The sequence below is a fragment of the Paenibacillus sp. sgz302164 genome, assembly GCF_056120505.1.
In genome coordinates, this window is sequence record NZ_JBVYOL010000057.1 from 1 (window position 1) to 14,731 (window position 14,731).

Annotated in this window: 18 protein-coding genes; 9 read left to right on the forward strand and 9 right to left on the reverse strand. The window is 42.5% G+C overall.

From position 1 onward, the window contains the following. Nucleotides 1-75: 75 nt before the first annotated feature. Together AC0LWT_RS38520 and AC0LWT_RS38525 are read right to left on the reverse strand one after the other, a co-directional pair. Entirely contained in the window at nt 76-1,083 is a 1,008-nt protein-coding gene (locus AC0LWT_RS38520; RefSeq protein ID WP_474687254.1) for a Y-family DNA polymerase, read from the reverse strand. 184 nt (nt 1,084-1,267) lie between these two features. Continuing rightward, on the reverse strand, nt 1,268-1,459 hold the full coding sequence (locus AC0LWT_RS38525; protein ID WP_474687255.1) for a hypothetical protein: 192 nt from the start codon (nt 1,457-1,459) through the stop codon (nt 1,268-1,270). Nucleotides 1,460-1,854: 395 nt separating this feature from the next. Here AC0LWT_RS38525 and AC0LWT_RS38530 point away from each other — a divergent pair, with 395 nt between their 5' ends. Together AC0LWT_RS38530 and AC0LWT_RS38535 are read left to right on the forward strand one after the other, a co-directional pair. Further along, entirely contained in the window at nt 1,855-2,061 is a 207-nt protein-coding gene (locus AC0LWT_RS38530) for a hypothetical protein (protein ID WP_474687256.1), read from the forward strand. A gap of 452 nt (nt 2,062-2,513) precedes the next feature. Further along, nucleotides 2,514-3,221 (forward strand): hypothetical protein, encoded by a 708-nt coding sequence (locus AC0LWT_RS38535; protein ID WP_474687257.1) that lies wholly within the window; start codon nt 2,514-2,516, stop codon nt 3,219-3,221. A gap of 28 nt (nt 3,222-3,249) precedes the next feature. Here the strand turns inward: AC0LWT_RS38535 and AC0LWT_RS38540 are convergent, their stop codons facing one another. Both AC0LWT_RS38540 and AC0LWT_RS38545 read right to left on the reverse strand, forming a co-directional pair. Continuing rightward, complete coding sequence (locus tag AC0LWT_RS38540; protein WP_474687259.1) at nt 3,250-3,591, reverse strand: hypothetical protein; 342 nt, start codon at nt 3,589-3,591, stop codon at nt 3,250-3,252. Between the two features lie 343 nt (nt 3,592-3,934). Continuing rightward, nucleotides 3,935-4,270: a Y-family DNA polymerase gene (locus AC0LWT_RS38545; protein ID WP_474687260.1), complete on the reverse strand. Its 336-nt coding sequence runs from the start codon at nt 4,268-4,270 to the stop codon at nt 3,935-3,937. 133 nt (nt 4,271-4,403) lie between these two features. On the opposite strand from AC0LWT_RS38545, the gene AC0LWT_RS38550 reads away from it, so the two are divergent. Continuing rightward, nucleotides 4,404-4,505 carry a YjcZ family sporulation protein gene (locus AC0LWT_RS38550; protein ID WP_474683085.1) on the forward strand — a complete coding sequence of 34 codons (102 nt, stop codon included), beginning with the start codon at nt 4,404-4,406 and terminating at the stop codon, nt 4,503-4,505. A 99-nt stretch (nt 4,506-4,604) separates the two neighbouring features. On the opposite strand, the gene AC0LWT_RS38555 is transcribed toward AC0LWT_RS38550, so the two are convergent. Beyond that, a complete protein-coding gene (locus tag AC0LWT_RS38555) occupies nt 4,605-5,045 on the reverse strand; it encodes a hypothetical protein (RefSeq protein ID WP_474687262.1) in 441 nt (146 codons plus the stop codon). A 236-nt stretch (nt 5,046-5,281) separates the two neighbouring features. On the opposite strand from AC0LWT_RS38555, the gene AC0LWT_RS38560 reads away from it, so the two are divergent. Both AC0LWT_RS38560 and AC0LWT_RS38565 read left to right on the forward strand, forming a co-directional pair. Next, nucleotides 5,282-5,713 (forward strand): hypothetical protein, encoded by a 432-nt coding sequence (locus tag AC0LWT_RS38560; protein ID WP_474687263.1) that lies wholly within the window; start codon nt 5,282-5,284, stop codon nt 5,711-5,713. A 225-nt stretch (nt 5,714-5,938) separates the two neighbouring features. Beyond that, complete coding sequence (locus AC0LWT_RS38565) at nt 5,939-6,193, forward strand: hypothetical protein (RefSeq protein WP_474687265.1); 255 nt, start codon at nt 5,939-5,941, stop codon at nt 6,191-6,193. Between the two features lie 140 nt (nt 6,194-6,333). Here the strand turns inward: AC0LWT_RS38565 and AC0LWT_RS38570 are convergent, their stop codons facing one another. Beyond that, the gene (locus AC0LWT_RS38570; protein WP_474687267.1) at nt 6,334-7,521 is read right to left on the reverse strand and encodes an MFS transporter; all 1,188 of its coding nucleotides are present in this window, start codon (nt 7,519-7,521) and stop codon (nt 6,334-6,336) included. A 160-nt stretch (nt 7,522-7,681) separates the two neighbouring features. Between AC0LWT_RS38570 and AC0LWT_RS38575 the strand changes: the two genes are divergently transcribed. The 3 genes from AC0LWT_RS38575 to AC0LWT_RS38585 all read left to right on the forward strand — a co-directional run bounded on the left by AC0LWT_RS38575 (nt 7,682) and on the right by AC0LWT_RS38585 (nt 10,949). Next, nucleotides 7,682-8,560 (forward strand): LysR family transcriptional regulator, encoded by an 879-nt coding sequence (locus AC0LWT_RS38575; RefSeq protein ID WP_474687269.1) that lies wholly within the window; start codon nt 7,682-7,684, stop codon nt 8,558-8,560. Nucleotides 8,561-8,803: 243 nt separating this feature from the next. Continuing rightward, nucleotides 8,804-10,558: an ABC transporter ATP-binding protein gene (locus tag AC0LWT_RS38580; protein ID WP_474687271.1), complete on the forward strand. Its 1,755-nt coding sequence runs from the start codon at nt 8,804-8,806 to the stop codon at nt 10,556-10,558. Between the two features lie 67 nt (nt 10,559-10,625). Further along, on the forward strand, nt 10,626-10,949 hold the full coding sequence (locus AC0LWT_RS38585) for a metal-sensing transcriptional repressor (protein ID WP_474687273.1): 324 nt from the start codon (nt 10,626-10,628) through the stop codon (nt 10,947-10,949). A gap of 108 nt (nt 10,950-11,057) precedes the next feature. Here AC0LWT_RS38585 and AC0LWT_RS38590 read toward each other — a convergent pair whose 3' ends face one another. The 3 genes from AC0LWT_RS38590 to AC0LWT_RS38600 all read right to left on the reverse strand — a co-directional run bounded on the left by AC0LWT_RS38590 (nt 11,058) and on the right by AC0LWT_RS38600 (nt 13,893). Beyond that, the gene (locus tag AC0LWT_RS38590) at nt 11,058-11,159 is read right to left on the reverse strand and encodes a YjcZ family sporulation protein (RefSeq protein WP_474683085.1); all 102 of its coding nucleotides are present in this window, start codon (nt 11,157-11,159) and stop codon (nt 11,058-11,060) included. 111 nt (nt 11,160-11,270) lie between these two features. After that, nucleotides 11,271-11,657 (reverse strand): YmaF family protein, encoded by a 387-nt coding sequence (locus AC0LWT_RS38595; RefSeq protein ID WP_474687275.1) that lies wholly within the window; start codon nt 11,655-11,657, stop codon nt 11,271-11,273. Nucleotides 11,658-11,913: 256 nt separating this feature from the next. Next, nucleotides 11,914-13,893: an AraC family transcriptional regulator gene (locus AC0LWT_RS38600; protein WP_474687277.1), complete on the reverse strand. Its 1,980-nt coding sequence runs from the start codon at nt 13,891-13,893 to the stop codon at nt 11,914-11,916. A gap of 96 nt (nt 13,894-13,989) precedes the next feature. On the opposite strand from AC0LWT_RS38600, the gene AC0LWT_RS38605 reads away from it, so the two are divergent. Beyond that, nucleotides 13,990-14,262 (forward strand): hypothetical protein, encoded by a 273-nt coding sequence (locus AC0LWT_RS38605; protein WP_474687279.1) that lies wholly within the window; start codon nt 13,990-13,992, stop codon nt 14,260-14,262. Nucleotides 14,263-14,731: the final 469 nt, after the last annotated feature.

Sequence of the window (14,731 nt, forward strand, 5' to 3'; positions counted from 1 at the left end):
CCCATTTTTATTTATGCACACTTACTATGCTTTTTAGAAATCCTATCTGCACGGCAGATTGCAGAGTATTTTTCATTATGCACATATATTTTTTTGTAGATATTCGATTCCTTGAGCTGTTCGCCAATACACCTCTGCTTGAATATCACAATTTTTTCCGAAGCGAATCTTCATTCTTCTTTTGAGCTCAGGCAGTGGTATTTTTGCAATATCTCCGATCGTATAAATACTCATTCTTGCAAAATGTGCAGTCATCTTGCCGGCCACTCCAAACATCTTGTTCACCGGTTGCGGCCATAATGAGGATTCAATTTCAGATTTAGGTAGTACGTAAATGCCATCCTCACGTTTTTTTGCATGTATATCAGTGGCCATTTTAGCGAGGATTTTGGTTTCCGAAATGCCCAGCCTTGCAAACACTCCGGTTGATACCAGAACTCGCTCTTGGATTTGCTTCGCGATCTCTATTGCAGTACCAAAAATTGTTGTGCTGTTTGTTATATCAATAAACTGCTCATCGATACTGAAGGGTTCAACCAGATCCGTGAATTTTTCGTAAATTTCAGTAATTAGCAAAGAACAAGTGAGGTACGTTTGCATGCGCGGAAGCAGCACAACTACATTGGGACATTTTGCAACCGCCTCTCCTACAGTTTCAGCCGTAGTGATGCCAAACGTTTTTGCAATTGGGCAAGCGGCCAGAACAATGCCCGACCGTCGCGCCGGATCGCCTGCAACAATGACGGGATAATCGGCATATTCCGGATGTGCGGCTTTCTCGACCGATGCATAGAAGGACTGGCAATCCGACATCATCACTACTTTTGACATAACACCAACTCCAAAATAAGAATATTTGTTCTTATTCATTATATATAGAATACCGAACAAATATTCGCCTTTCAAGAGGGGGAAATATTTGTATTTTTTAGCGTGCAACACAAGACCGGTCAGATGGTGCCGCGTAACGCCATGGGCGTCAAATACTTTAGTACTCGGCTCCGGCGCATCAATGAGCAACTGCTCGTCCCACGTCATCTGCAGGATTGAAGGCAAAACTTCCTGGGCAGGTCGTTCGGCCAAGCGCAATTATGATCTAATAACCCACGTTTTGTCCCCGTTTCTCATTCTATTTAGGATTTTTTTCCATATATTAGGTATAGCATGACAAGCTTTTAGAAATTATAATAAAGAAGAAGTCACCAACGAATGACATCTTCATTGGTGACCTCCCTGTTATTTTCTTGATTCGGGATGCGACCCCCTATCAAGAAGCTTTCTTATTTTCGGTGTTAGAGTCTACTTGGTTTTCGCAAGTAGGCTCTTTTTCTTTCTTCTTGAACAATTTTACTTTTACTTCGTTCGCTGTCAACACTACTCTTACCCAAATCGTTGTTTTCCGAGCAGCCTCTGCGTGGTCAGATAACCATTGTATGAGTCCTTCAATTAAATCCAACATTGAGAAGTTCCCCCTTTCCTCCTTAATTATTTTCGATATCATTCAATCAATAGAACCACATCCTTTCAAAGATTTATATTTAGAGTATAAGCAGGATCTTCAGATTAATAACATAATAAGAGTTCGAGTTTTTATAATTGCTAAATTATAAGGTTACCCAACTCTTACTCTTATTATTCGCCATTACCACATTTTTAATACCACTTCCGTAATTAAACACAAAAAAGCATGTTCTGTTTGCCTGAACTCCATTAGTTCAGAACAGAAATGCTTCGTTTATTTATATTATATTCCAAGTTATTTTGATTTTAAGCAAATTTTCGTAGAGAACAAAAATATTTTTTATTGATAACCCCTGTTAAGAAGAAAATAAAATCATACACTAGGAGAGCTTATTGAGCACGTTTAACGGTAGATTAAAAGCCTTAGCGATCTTGTACGAGCACCGCGTTACAAACAGCGAGCACGGCATTGGCTTCGAGAAGGACGTATCCAAGGGGAACGCTATAGCCGTAAGACCGGGTGGAAAATCCGCCCTGAAGCTGTATACGGCTTCTTACAGGAACTCCAAAGGGAAGGAACTGCTTACGAATCAGAAATAAATGACAACACTAGAGTAGAAAGATTCATGAAGGAGATGGAAGGTTTACGGCGGCAGATTGACGAGCTCCAATTATAAGGATCTGCACATTGTTTACATGTATTCAATGTATTCTTGTGGGAACATCACAAAAAGCTGTCCAAAACTGGAAAAATACAGTCTTGGCCTGCTTTTTTCTGTTATTCAACTCCCTCGTTAGCTTAACGACCTGACCACTCATTTATGAATAAATCATCAAATCGTTTGGTGATCGTAAGAACAATCATATCTCGTAGTCAGCTCCATGTAGTATATATTTCTGGGCGTTCATCTAATCTCTCATCTATCGACAATAAATTCAGCATACGGATAAGTTGATTATGACTCCCACCCTATTCCTTTAATATGTAAAAATTGGTAGAATAGTAATGTTGAATTGCTAAAATATCAAATATTGAAAGGATGAGAAAAAGAGTGAAAAAACTCATATTATCAATTTTTTCTGTATTAGTTGCCATATCAATTGTAGCTTTTCCTGTAAGCGCAGCAGAGAAAACGACATCTACTCTCAAACCTGAGAAAGACAGCGAGAAAATCTTTGAGAGTGTGGAACTTTCAAAAGACAATACAAAAGTAACTGTAAGCGGTACCCGAAAAGCTGATGGAACACCTGAGTTCTATGATATTGTAATTGACAACAAAAAAGGTACATACAAAGCAACCAAAAAGAATGAACTTGCAAAAAATTTGACAGTCAGCCCCAGTAATATTACTTCTTTTTCTGATCCTGGTTCAAATTATCAATTTCATGTGAGAGCACATACATTTGACCCTGTAAATATAGATTGTAATTGGTCAGAGCTTGGAGAGGGTTGGTATGAGTATAATGGACAGTATTCACTGAATTGGAGAACAAAAGATCATTGGGATGCTCAACCAACCTCATTAGGAACATATTGGTATTTTGTTTCAGATAGTTGGGGGAACGATCCTCAATATTTTAATTCCCTTACAGGAACACATGTTAACTATAATTTTCTAGGTGGAGCAACAGGTAACACCTATGCAATACTTTATATTTATGTATCTCCAAGACCGAACGGAAATGTTTACTATTCAGCAAGCCTGTCTACACAAGGGGTAAATGGAAATTTACTTCATGTAGCCGTTGGTACTTATTAATAAGTTAACAAAAAAAGAGAATTGCGGTCTAAATGCAGTTCTCTTTTTTATTATTTTCATTGATCAATTTAATACTAACAAAAAATAAAATTGGTGATAATAGGAATAAATTAAAAATACTTGGTATAGTCGCCAGACCAAAATAAATACATAAGGGAGTTATGATCACAGTTGTGATTATTGCAAGTAAATTTTTCTTAAGGAATACTGAGACCAAAGCAATTATGGATGGAATAAGAAGCATAGAAATTAATAGTGTAACATGTTCTGATTTTACACCAGTAGGATCATACGGATTATGAAATATGTATACAATCACCATAACAAATAAGTTCAATGTAGCAAGGATACCTAAATAATTTTTTATCATAGGTTACCTCCACAAAATGAAAAATACAGCAAAAACAACAATTAAATACTACCACAATAAACATTTAATGTAAACTTCGACTGAATCTTTGACCTTATACTGTATTCCTAATTGATACATATTATTCTTTTGAATTAATCGTTGAAGTTTCATCGAGCTTGTTTAATTTTCGGAGTCAAGCATGATTTACCTCTCCATCATTCTAAAATTTATCGTAAATTATCCCGCGCAGCTTCATTAATTCATCTTTCAATTGTTAACTCGCAGCCCTTCTTTCCGGCAAGATGGTGTGTTTTACCCGTCTTAAGAGCCTAGAATCGGTTCTAAGGTAATGCCACAATCTCTACTGGAAGTTGGCTAAACAAGTGGAATGTAGCGAAACGCGATTTGAAACAAACAAATTAATTATGTACATCCTTGTTAGGAGTAAAAAACCTTGGAAATAAAAGTGCTTTTGAACTTGAACCCAATAATGTGCATTAAATTTAGATAGTCTTGTGGCCATTTTAGCGAGGATTTTGGTTTCCGAAATGCCCAGCCTTGCAAACACTCCGGTTGATACCAGAACTCGCTCTTGGATTTGCTTCGCGATCTCTATTGCAGTACCAAAAAAAGAATACCGAACAAATATTCGCCTTTCAAGAGGGGAAATATTTGTATTTTTTAGCGAGCAACACAAGACGGTCAGAACGCGGCGTTATTTGAGAATGACACATAAACGTAACTTGGGGACATATATACAAGCAAAAGTGAAGTCGGCGACATATGAATATGACGTATTGAAAATGGATTTATGAAGGGAGGATATAAACATGGGCGCTAGTTGTGCAGGATACGGCATGGGAACAAACGTGGCTGCTATCTTGGTTCTGTTTATTCTTTTGGTCATCATCTCGGTAACTTTCGTCTGGTAAATGCACAAAATCGTATGAGTTGTTAAGAAGCAAAAGGAGCTGCCATGGCAGCTCCTTTTTAAGTATATCATTGAATCGTGACGGTGTTTAACGCAACCGTTAACGGTTAATTTTAAAGCCGCCGTAATCAATGACCACGATCTGTTTATTCCGCTTTAAACGTAGGTTAGGACAATATGGGTTGCTATAACGACTAACACCTTTTGACGGAATAATTCCATTTTCCACAAACTTCTTCACTACTATCATAAGCTTTCTTCTATATGCAGGATTATTGGGAAATTTTATATTATGCTTCTCCATAGTTAGCCAGCGATTTGCCTTATCATATTCGATAATTTTGGCAAGATATTTTTTAACCGGTTTCGAAGATGATTTATACAGGTTTACTTCCGTCCGGTTGCATATAATCCCGTTCTTGGATTTGGCCATTTTCAGTACATAGCCGTTGCCTAAATCGTATACAACTCGTGTAACGCCTTCCCCAATGCATTTCTTCCCTTTTACTTTCTTTTTCATGTACGCTGTCATTTTCATCAAGGCAATATCCTCCATTTCCCCGCATGATCTCCCGCTACCCACCGTTTACCGTTTCTCTTGTCAAATCTAGTATATGCCGCGGATTGTAGATCGGTTTGGATATATGAACATTAATCGATCCTATCGACTCACTTTAAGAAAATGCACGATTGGAGTTGTACTAACGCACTGTGATTTATTGCTTTGTCTGAATATAATAAAAAAAGTTTATCCGTGTCCTGAAGAGGTGAGGTCGGTTGTTTAGTAAAAAATCGTATCATAAAATGATTCGTAGAAAAAACATTATTGGTACGGGCGCAAGGCGTGTTGTGTACGATCTGGGAAATGGTTTTGTATTAAAGCTGGCTAAATCCAAAGGCGGCATTAAAAGCAATAGAAAAGAAGTTACAATGTACAAATTGTCTCCGCTTGAGCTAAAAAAACACCTTGCTCCTGTAGTTAAGTATGGGAAAGGATATTGTTGGATAATCATGAAAAAGTATGATCGTCCATATCGCAATACAACAACAAATAGGCAAAAACTCTCCGCAATGAAAGCTAAGTTTAGAAAAAATAAAATTATTCCTTATGAAATTTTAGATGTTCATGGCCCCTACTATCAAAATATACGTCTAAAGCCTAATGGTGAAATCGTTGTGATCGATTATGGGAATTTTATGTATAAATGATAATTAGCGGATTACAGTTTGCATAAGGAATATCCAGCTTGCAGGGCACTACGGCAATCATTGAAAAAATCGGCAGAATCCCATCAATTATCAGATCATAGTGTCCAAGCGTTTTTTTAATGTATTTCATAATCTATGTTATAAAAGGGAAGGTATTTCGGTTCCGTAAATTTCTTATGAAACCGATCTTCGTTCTCTTCATACTTGATTGGAGGTGTGTTAGAAATGGCAATTACTAAAAAACAGGTTAAGCCTCACATTGGAAAACATGTGTACGTCATGACACGAAATGGACAAATTTTGGATGGTGTTTTGCACAAGGTCAACGGAGATAAACTCTACCTTCAGCAAAATAAAAAGTCGGTTAAGACGAGCGCGTTCACTCCATTCTTCAACCCGTTCACTCCACTTGTACTTTTTGACTTGCTGGCTATTGAGGAATCTCCGTTCTTTTTTAGAAGATCCCCGTTTTTCTTCTAAGGGAAAGTACAAAATATCATAGTACTTCCTAAAAGCAGAATAGGCCATCCGACACTGGTAACGATAACAGTGTTGGATGACCTTTTATATTTCTATTGGAAGACTGTTCTATTTGCTCACTTCCTCTATTATTGAACTCCTTAAATCCGAAAAATAATCATTAAAAGTGCAGCCAATATCGCAATGATGCTGCTGGCGCTAAAAGCAACCATAGGACCAAACGTTTGCCATAAAAACCCTGCCACTATACTAGCCGGTAATGCGGCTATTCCGGTCAATGCGTTATATGTACCCATCGCAGTTCCACGCTGCCCTTCCGGCACAATATCGGCAATATATGCCTTTTGTATACCATCCGTAAATGCGTAGTAAAGTCCGTACAATACAAACAACACCCAGATCCAAATGACGCTATTAACCATCCCAAATCCAAAATAAATCAGCGCAAAGATAATGAATCCGGAAATAAGCACCGGTCGACGGCCAATTCGGTCAGACAGCATGCCTACCGGCATTGAGAAGATACTGCTGCTCATATTAAATGCGAAGAAAGTGAGCGGGATTAAGGCAGGAAGCATCCCTGCATCTTGGGCGCGCAGCACCAAAAACGCATCAGAGAAATTGCCGACCGCAAATAGTGTCGAAATTAAGGAAAACCATATGAAGCGCCGATTTAAGTTTTTAAACCCGATTTTGGGAAGCTTCGCTTGGGTTCCGTTACCACCAGGCTCTTTATCTTTTAAGAAAATGAAGATAAGAGCTACCGCTATAAGCCCAGGGATTACGGATAGCCAAAATACAAGGCGGTAATTGTTCGTAAATATGGCGAGTACACCAAAAGCAACTAACGGACCTAATGCAGCCCCTAACGCATCCATCGCGCGACGAAATCCGAATGCTTTTCCGCGTTCCTCTTTTGTAGTGGAATCGGCGATTAAGGCATCGCGCGGCGAAGTGCGTATTCCTTTTCCGAAACGATCGGAAAATCGAATTAGAAGCACCTCTCCCCAAGAGGCACTTAAAGCAAAGAACGGTTTTGTCAGATTCGACAATCCATAGCCAACCAACATCAAAAGCTTATGCTTTCGGGTGCGGTCGGTCATCCAACCCGAAAATAGCTTTAAAATGCTCGCGGTACTTTCTGCGATTCCTTCAATAATTCCAATGGACCCGACTTGAACATGCAGTACAGTCGTTAAATACAGCGGTAAGATGGGCACAATCATGTTGCTGGAAAGATCAGTAAGTAAGCTGACAAACCCGAGAACAATAATGACCGGATTCATGGCGAATAGCTTTCTTTTTTGGCGTTGAGACATTGGCTCCATTTTGTCACCTCATATTTTGGATTCGCATTCTCGTATGATTCAGAAGCTAACGTTGATTTTGTCGCCCAAGGATGATTATAATGGAGCAAGTAGACATAAATAAAATTAATATTAATTATATCTGGTATAAAATATATTATGATCATGAGGATGATTGCCGATGCTCGCCAACATGGAATGGTATAGAACCTTTTATTTCGCGGCAAAATGGGGCAGCCTGTCCAAAGCGGCGGAAGAACTATACATTACACAACCGGCCGTCAGCCATGCGATTAAACAGCTGGAATCTCGCTTAGGCGGCCAGCTTTTCTTCCGTACCCCCAGAGGCGTCAAGTTGACTGCCGAAGGAGAGGTATTGTTCAAATACGTCGAGCAGGCGTATCATTTCATCACAACCGGAGAGAGCAAAATAGCCGAGATGCAGCAGTTCACTAGCGGAGAGATCAGAATCGGTGCAGGAGATACGTTATGCAAACATTACTTGCTGCCGTTCTTATCGTCTTTTCATACAGCGTACCCGGAAATCAAAATCCAGGTAACGAACCGTACATCTCGAAAAACCGTAGAATTGCTCAAGCAAGGAAAAATCGATTTCGGCATCGTAAACTTGCCGCTAAACGACAAGCAGCTGCGTATTCGCGAGAGTATCGAGATCCATGACTGCTTTGTAGTCGGGGGAGCCTATAAAGAGCTTGCTGACAAGCCGATAGGTTGGGCGGAATTAAGCTCCTATCCTGTTATCATGCTGGAACGAGGATGCAATTCCCGCGCCTTCATAGATCATTTTGCAGAGAGTCAAGGAGCCGTTCTTCGTCCTGAAATCGAATTGGGCAGCCTTGATTTATTGTTGCAATTCGCGCAAGCGGGACTCGGCGTTGCATGCATCATTCGCGATTTTGCCAGAGATGAATTGGAGCAGGGGAAAGTTGTAGAGCTTTTGCTGAAAAACCCACCCCCTCCTCGCAAGATAGGCTTGATTACATTAAACGACGTCCCCGTTTCCACAGCAGCCCGTCGTCTTCTGGATATGCTGTCGTAGCACTTACAGCGGGAAGCCGCCGTCTTATGTCACACATTTTTTCATTTCAATGAATGTCCCCATTGCCATTTTTTAAGGCTTTGGGGTTATTTGTCTAGGACCATTCGCGAAATACAGCTATATCCCCCTCTTTACATATCCCCCATAGGGGGATATTATAATAAATGTCAGATGCAATCCACTGGGAAATTACAGGTGATAATTGGTTGCAAGTGGTATGTCTTACAAAAGGGGAAGTATTAAATGTCCAGTTTCAAGATCTATTTCAAGTTTATCACACCTTATTGGAAGCTTGTTCTAATTACTGTACTCATTGGAATGGTGAAATTCGGAATTCCTTTGACTCTGCCTTTAATAATGAAATATATCGTTGATGATATATTGTTAGGTTCCATTTCTTCTGTAGAAAAGACAAGGACACTAATTGAGGTGCTCTTAGGTGCCTTTGTCCTATTTGTTATCATACGGGTTCCAATCGAATATCTTCGTCAATATTTTGCCCAGTTAACAACAAGCCGTATCCTTTACGACCTGCGAAACCATCTGTATTCACATATTCAAAAGCTATCCTTGCGTTATTATCAGAATCATAAAACAGGCGAAATTATCTCACGTATGATCAATGATGCCGAGCAAACGAAAAGCATCGTCGAAACAGGCTTAATGAATATCTGGATCGATTTATTTACTCTAAGTTTCGCTGCGGCATTTATGATTCAAATGGATTTTTGGCTGACAATTGTCGCTATAGCCGTATTTCCTTTGTATGCCTTCTCCGTAAAAAAGCTATATAAAAAGCTTAGAACGCTAACCAAGGCTCGTTCTCAAGCTCTTGCCGAAATGCAAGGATACCTGCATGAACGGGTTAATGGTATTCCGGTTATTAAGAGCTTTGCGTTGGAAGAGGTCGAGAAAGAACGATTCGGCCAAAGAAATAATAAATTTCTGGAGCGTGCACTTGCTCTAACGAAATGGAATGCTTTGACCAATTCCATTATAAATACACTAACCGATATTGCTCCATTGCTTGTACTGGCCTACGGCGGCTATCAAGTTATCCAAGGGAACCTGACCATAGGGTCATTTATAGCCTTCTTTGCCTATCTGGATCGTTTGTACAGTCCGCTTCGTCGTTTGGTGAATTCCTCGACTGAATTAACTCAAGCGAGCGCTTCATTAGATCGTGTTGTAGAGCTTATGAATGAACCCTACGATATCGTTGACTCACCTAATGCCAAAGCATTTCAAAAGATGAAAGGAAAAATAGATTTCGAAAATGTAAGTTTTAAATATGATCGTTCATCGGAGTGGGTTCTAAAAAACATTCAGCTCCAAATTCAGCCTGGCGAAACCATTGCTTTTGTAGGAATGAGCGGCGGCGGAAAATCATCGCTAATTAGTCTAGTTCCTCGCTTTTACGATATTCAAGAAGGACGCATCTTGATTGATCATACGGACATTAAGGACACCACTATAAAGAGCCTGCGCGACGAAATCGGCATGGTGTTACAAGATAATATTTTGTTTAGCGGAACGGTTCGTGAAAATATACTTTTCGGTAAGCCAAGCGCTACGGAGGAAGAAGTTATACATGCGGCTAAAGCTGCAAATGCTCATGATTTTATTTTGAATCTGCCAAACGGGTACGATACGGAAATCGGTGAGCGCGGGGTAAAATTATCAGGAGGACAGAAGCAGCGGGTCGCCATTGCTCGGGTCTTTCTTAAAAGTCCAAGCATATTGATTCTGGATGAAGCAACTTCCGCTCTTGACTTAGAATCCGAACATTTGATCCAAGAATCTCTCGTAAAATTGGCGAAGAACAGAACGACCTTAATCATCGCTCATCGACTTTCGACCATTACCCACGCAGACCAAATTATTCTCATAGAAAATGGCGAGATCAAAGAAAAAGGAACGCATGAACAGTTGATGAAGGAAGGCGGGGCGTATTTCCGCTTGTTTAATGTACAAAATTTACAAGGAGTCAACTCATGATATTCTTCACTTTGACACGTTTATACAAGGGGGGATACAATATACGTTAGTGGAATGGAGGGCGCTTATGCATAAACATGAACACAATCCGGATAAAGAACACGAACATAGTCACGATCACACGCACCCTCATAAGCAAAGGAAACAAGTGACCAATCGATTAGCTCGAATAGAAGGCCATGTTCGTTCTATAAAAGAAATGTCTGATAGTGGCAGAGATTGCCCGGATATACTTCTTCAGATTGCTGCAGTTAAAAAAGCATTAGACGGTGTCGCTAAAGTAATATTAAAAGACCATTTGGAACATTGCGTGGTCTCTTCCGTTCAAGATGAGCATCGAAGCCAAGTATTATCTGATTTACAAAAAGCACTGGATAATTACATACGATAAGGACAAAGGGGACTCAACGTTAAAGCTGAGTCGGTCAATTTTCAATGCCCAAATAAACGAGATGCACACATGCATCTCGTTTATTTGGGCTGAGAAGATCACATTAAATTACCAAACGAAAGTTACCGAAATGATGACCAAAAGAATAAAAAGAACCAAGATAGCAGCCACATTTGTTCCCATACCGTAACCTGCACAACTAGCGCCCATGTTCATATCCTCCTTTCGCAATCCATTTTTAAACCCGTCATATTCATATGTCGTCGACTTCACTTTTGCTTGTACATATATCCAAATTTACGTTTCGATGGGCAAATCATATTAAGCTTCATTACCGGTAGTTCCCTGATAATGATGGGCATGCGGACTCCTGCCGTCTATGGTTGTAAACCCTTCAAAAAAGTGAATATGACCGCCGCCGGGGAGGTCGATTGCCGGACCCGTTATCCCGCAAATGCTGTGAGTATGACCATGATTGTTAGTCGTCACGGTATGGTAATTGTGCACATGAGGGACGCCCGTTGGAGCCGGTTCTGTTACTCCCGCATATTCATGGACGTGTCCATCCTCATAGGAAGTAACACCTGAAAAAGGATGTACATGCTTTACAGGACGACCGTCCCAGGAAGTAATATATAGTCCATGAGAATGTTTATTGCCGGATTCTTCTGAATGCAGAACAAAACCCTTTACCGGTATTTTTTTCATGTCATTGCCCCTCCACAAATGTTTGTAATAAATTATGTGGAGTTTGGGTCCCACGAAATAGGTTTTCGTTTATATTCCGTTCATTTTTTCAAAATGGGTGCAATTGCCCTGCTTGGAATTCTAGCCTTTATTCCATCATTGCCAGTCAAAGGCAAATTATCCTACGGGGAAAGCGGTCAGCATCATATTAGTTCTTTTCGGCGCGAGCGGGATCATCGGCAATCTGCAAACCGCCAAATATTTGCTTCCGACGATACTAAACGACAGCGTGCAGCGCCTCGGCGATTTGATCCACGACCATGTTCATGGCTATAGGACCGTAATAAGCGATCCACAAGGTCGAATTGACCGGATAAATATGATTTTCTTTGGCCGCCTTCAGATTTTTCCATACGGCAGTGCTTTGGAACTGCTCCGTCAGCTTTTGAAACTGATTATCCGTCAATAAAAACATATGATCCGCATTCACTTCGCTCAAAGCCTCTAACGAAATCATCGTGCTCGTGTCTTTATCATTGACGGCCTGTTTGGGCGGAGTAAGCCCCAGGTCTTTATACAAGATGGACGCCGTGCGGTGCCCTGTCGTGTGAAGTCTGATGCTGTTGTCCCTTGGGCGGATCAAGGCTACGGTCCGATCTTTCAGTTTAGCCGCCAGCTCGGCTTTCAGCTTGCCGATTTTTTGATCGTAGTCATTCCGTACTTTCTCGGCTTCCTTCTCCTTATCGACCATTTTCCCCAACGTCGTCAGCGTATCGCGCCAATCTTCATTCCGGTTCATCATGACAGTCGGAGCAATCTTGACGAGCCTGTCGTAAATTTTCTCCTGAAACTCGGTACATATAATAAAATCCGGCTCCATGGCTATGATCGCTTCCAGATTCGGCTCTTCCTTGGTTCCCAATACTTTGACATTGTTCAGCTTATCGGCCAAATAGTCCGGAAACTGTGCCGTGTCGAACGTCGTAATGACCGTGCCGGCGGGCTTTTCGTTCAGCGCAAGCAATTGATCCGCGAACTGGGTATCGAGAACAGCCATCTTCTCGGGCCGGCGTTCCAGCGTCAACTCGCCTTTAAGATGCTTGATAGTCACGGGAGCGCTCAGCTTGGCCGGCGTTTGGGAAGTTGTCCCTGATGGAGCCGCCTGCGAAGCCGTCTGGCCGGTTCCTCCGCTCACCGCCCCGGCGTTGCCGCCCGCCGCATTGGAGCAGGCACCAAGCAGCAGGAGCAAAGTTAGCATGAGACCTACCGTCGGCGCCGCTATGAAATTTTTGTACATGGGTGCAGTTCCTCCGTCTTTGTATTGATAATGATTTTCATCACCAGTAAAACTATACATTCGCAGCTTCCCTGCGCCAATGGGAAATCGCGACGGACGGGATGGATTAAAGCGACGAACTTCCGTTGTCCGTGCCTGCTCTTTGAAGTGAAGCGGAGAAGCCCCGGTATATTTCTTGAACATCCTGCTGAAATAGTAACTGTCGGTATAACCGACCGATTCGGCGATATGCGGCAGTGAAGCGTCCGTATGCTGCAGCAGAGCCTTGGCTCTTTGCATCCGGATATGGATCAAATAATCCATCGGCCCCATCTGAAGCCTCTTTTTGAACATTCGCTGCAGCTGCCGCGCAGTGCAATGAAATACGGAGGCCAAGGAATGAAGCGTAACGGGCTCCGCGTAATGCTCCTCTAAATAACGGATGGCCCGGGCGGCCAAATCCGGCTGCGTCGTCTTCCCCCCTTGCGCCTGCAACTGCCCGAGCAGCTCATAAACAAACTGGTGAAACAGCCCTTTAACATGAAATTTTTGCAAGGGTCCTCCCTGCTGCCATTGACGGCTCATTTGCTCTATATGCGCAAAAAGGGGAATCGGATAATGCGGCGCCAAACCGTATTGCAGTTGGAAGGGATTGCTTTCCTTGTACAGCCGCAGCAGCTCCTGCCGGTATGGCAGAACCATCACCGCGTTGTAGTAAACCATGAAATACTCGAAGGTCTCCATCACCTGAACGATATCCAAAAATGCGCCTTTGCCCGCGTGGCAAACAAAGCACTTGTCCGCAGCGTATGCGATCTCATCCAACAGCACCTGAGCCCTGCCGCAAGCCGCAAACAAAAACACGTTGGCCGGGAGCTGATACGCACGCAAGCTATCGCCAGGCTGCAACACGGCCTGCCTTACGTCCAGCACGCGGAGAGCCGCATGATTCCACAACAGCATATGATCCTGAAAAGACATTGTCTGCGTTCCCCTTCTTCAATCATTGGAACTGTAAGTTCGGTTAAAAATATTATATTGATAATAATTATCAATATCAATATAAAAAAAGCCGCGGTGGCGGCTTGCATAGGGAGATTCGCCGGACCTGTGCTTGCGGCGAAACAAATTGCGGCGCGCGCGAAGGCGGGCCGCGAAGCGGAGATCGCCGGGATCGCTCTCGCACCGGCGGTGCGGCAAGAGCGTATCCGCTACAGCGCCTGCGGTGCGGCGAGAGCGTATCGGCTACTGCACCGGCGGTGCGGCGAGAGCGTATCCGCTACAGCACCGGCGGTGCGGCGAGAGCGTATCCGCTACAGCACCGGCGGTGCGGCGAGAGCGCCGGCTTGAGCCGACGCGGGTGCTAGCGGTTTGGCGGACGTTGGCAAAAGCCTGCGATTGTGCAGGCTTTTGCGGTGGAAACGGCCCGTTTGGCGGAAAAGCCTGCGATTGTGCAGGAATTTCGGCTCAAAACGGCCCGATCCCTGTCAACCGACAGAAAAGCCTGCACTTTTGCAGGAATATTTCGCTGCAGGCGTATCGGCGAGCAAAAAGCTGCACTTTTGCAGGCTTTTTGCCCGCTGCGCTAGCGAAGCGCTTGCGTTTTTGGAATTCGCCGCGCCGAGCGGGCGGGTGTACTTCGCCGCCTTGAGCCGGCGCGGGTGCTAGCGGTTTGGCGGACGTTGGCAAAAACCTGCGAAAGTGCAGGCTTTTGCCACTAGCTTTGCAAACAAATGTAACAAACCATATTTTTTAAATGTTATTTAACAAAAAAGGTAAATTAATGTTGAAATTTTGCATAAAAAAACCTATTCTAATG

Coding starts and splice junctions, on each gene's coding strand:
- AC0LWT_RS38590 (WP_474683085.1), bottom strand. CDS start 11,159: ATGGGCGCTAGTTGTGCAGGTTACGGTATGGGAACAAATGTGGCTGCT.
- AC0LWT_RS38580 (WP_474687271.1), top strand. CDS start 8,804: ATGTCCAGTTTCAAGATCTATTTCAAGTTTATCACACCTTATTGGAAG.
- AC0LWT_RS38600 (WP_474687277.1), bottom strand. CDS start 13,893: ATGTCTTTTCAGGATCATATGCTGTTGTGGAATCATGCGGCTCTCCGC.
- AC0LWT_RS38550 (WP_474683085.1), top strand. CDS start 4,404: ATGGGCGCTAGTTGTGCAGGATACGGCATGGGAACAAACGTGGCTGCT.
- AC0LWT_RS38525 (WP_474687255.1), bottom strand. CDS start 1,459: ATGTTGGATTTAATTGAAGGACTCATACAATGGTTATCTGACCACGCA.
- AC0LWT_RS38565 (WP_474687265.1), top strand. CDS start 5,939: ATGGCAATTACTAAAAAACAGGTTAAGCCTCACATTGGAAAACATGTG.
- AC0LWT_RS38570 (WP_474687267.1), bottom strand. CDS start 7,521: ATGGAGCCAATGTCTCAACGCCAAAAAAGAAAGCTATTCGCCATGAAT.
- AC0LWT_RS38585 (WP_474687273.1), top strand. CDS start 10,626: ATGCATAAACATGAACACAATCCGGATAAAGAACACGAACATAGTCAC.
- AC0LWT_RS38575 (WP_474687269.1), top strand. CDS start 7,682: ATGCTCGCCAACATGGAATGGTATAGAACCTTTTATTTCGCGGCAAAA.
- AC0LWT_RS38595 (WP_474687275.1), bottom strand. CDS start 11,657: ATGAAAAAAATACCGGTAAAGGGTTTTGTTCTGCATTCAGAAGAATCC.
- AC0LWT_RS38540 (WP_474687259.1), bottom strand. CDS start 3,591: ATGATAAAAAATTATTTAGGTATCCTTGCTACATTGAACTTATTTGTT.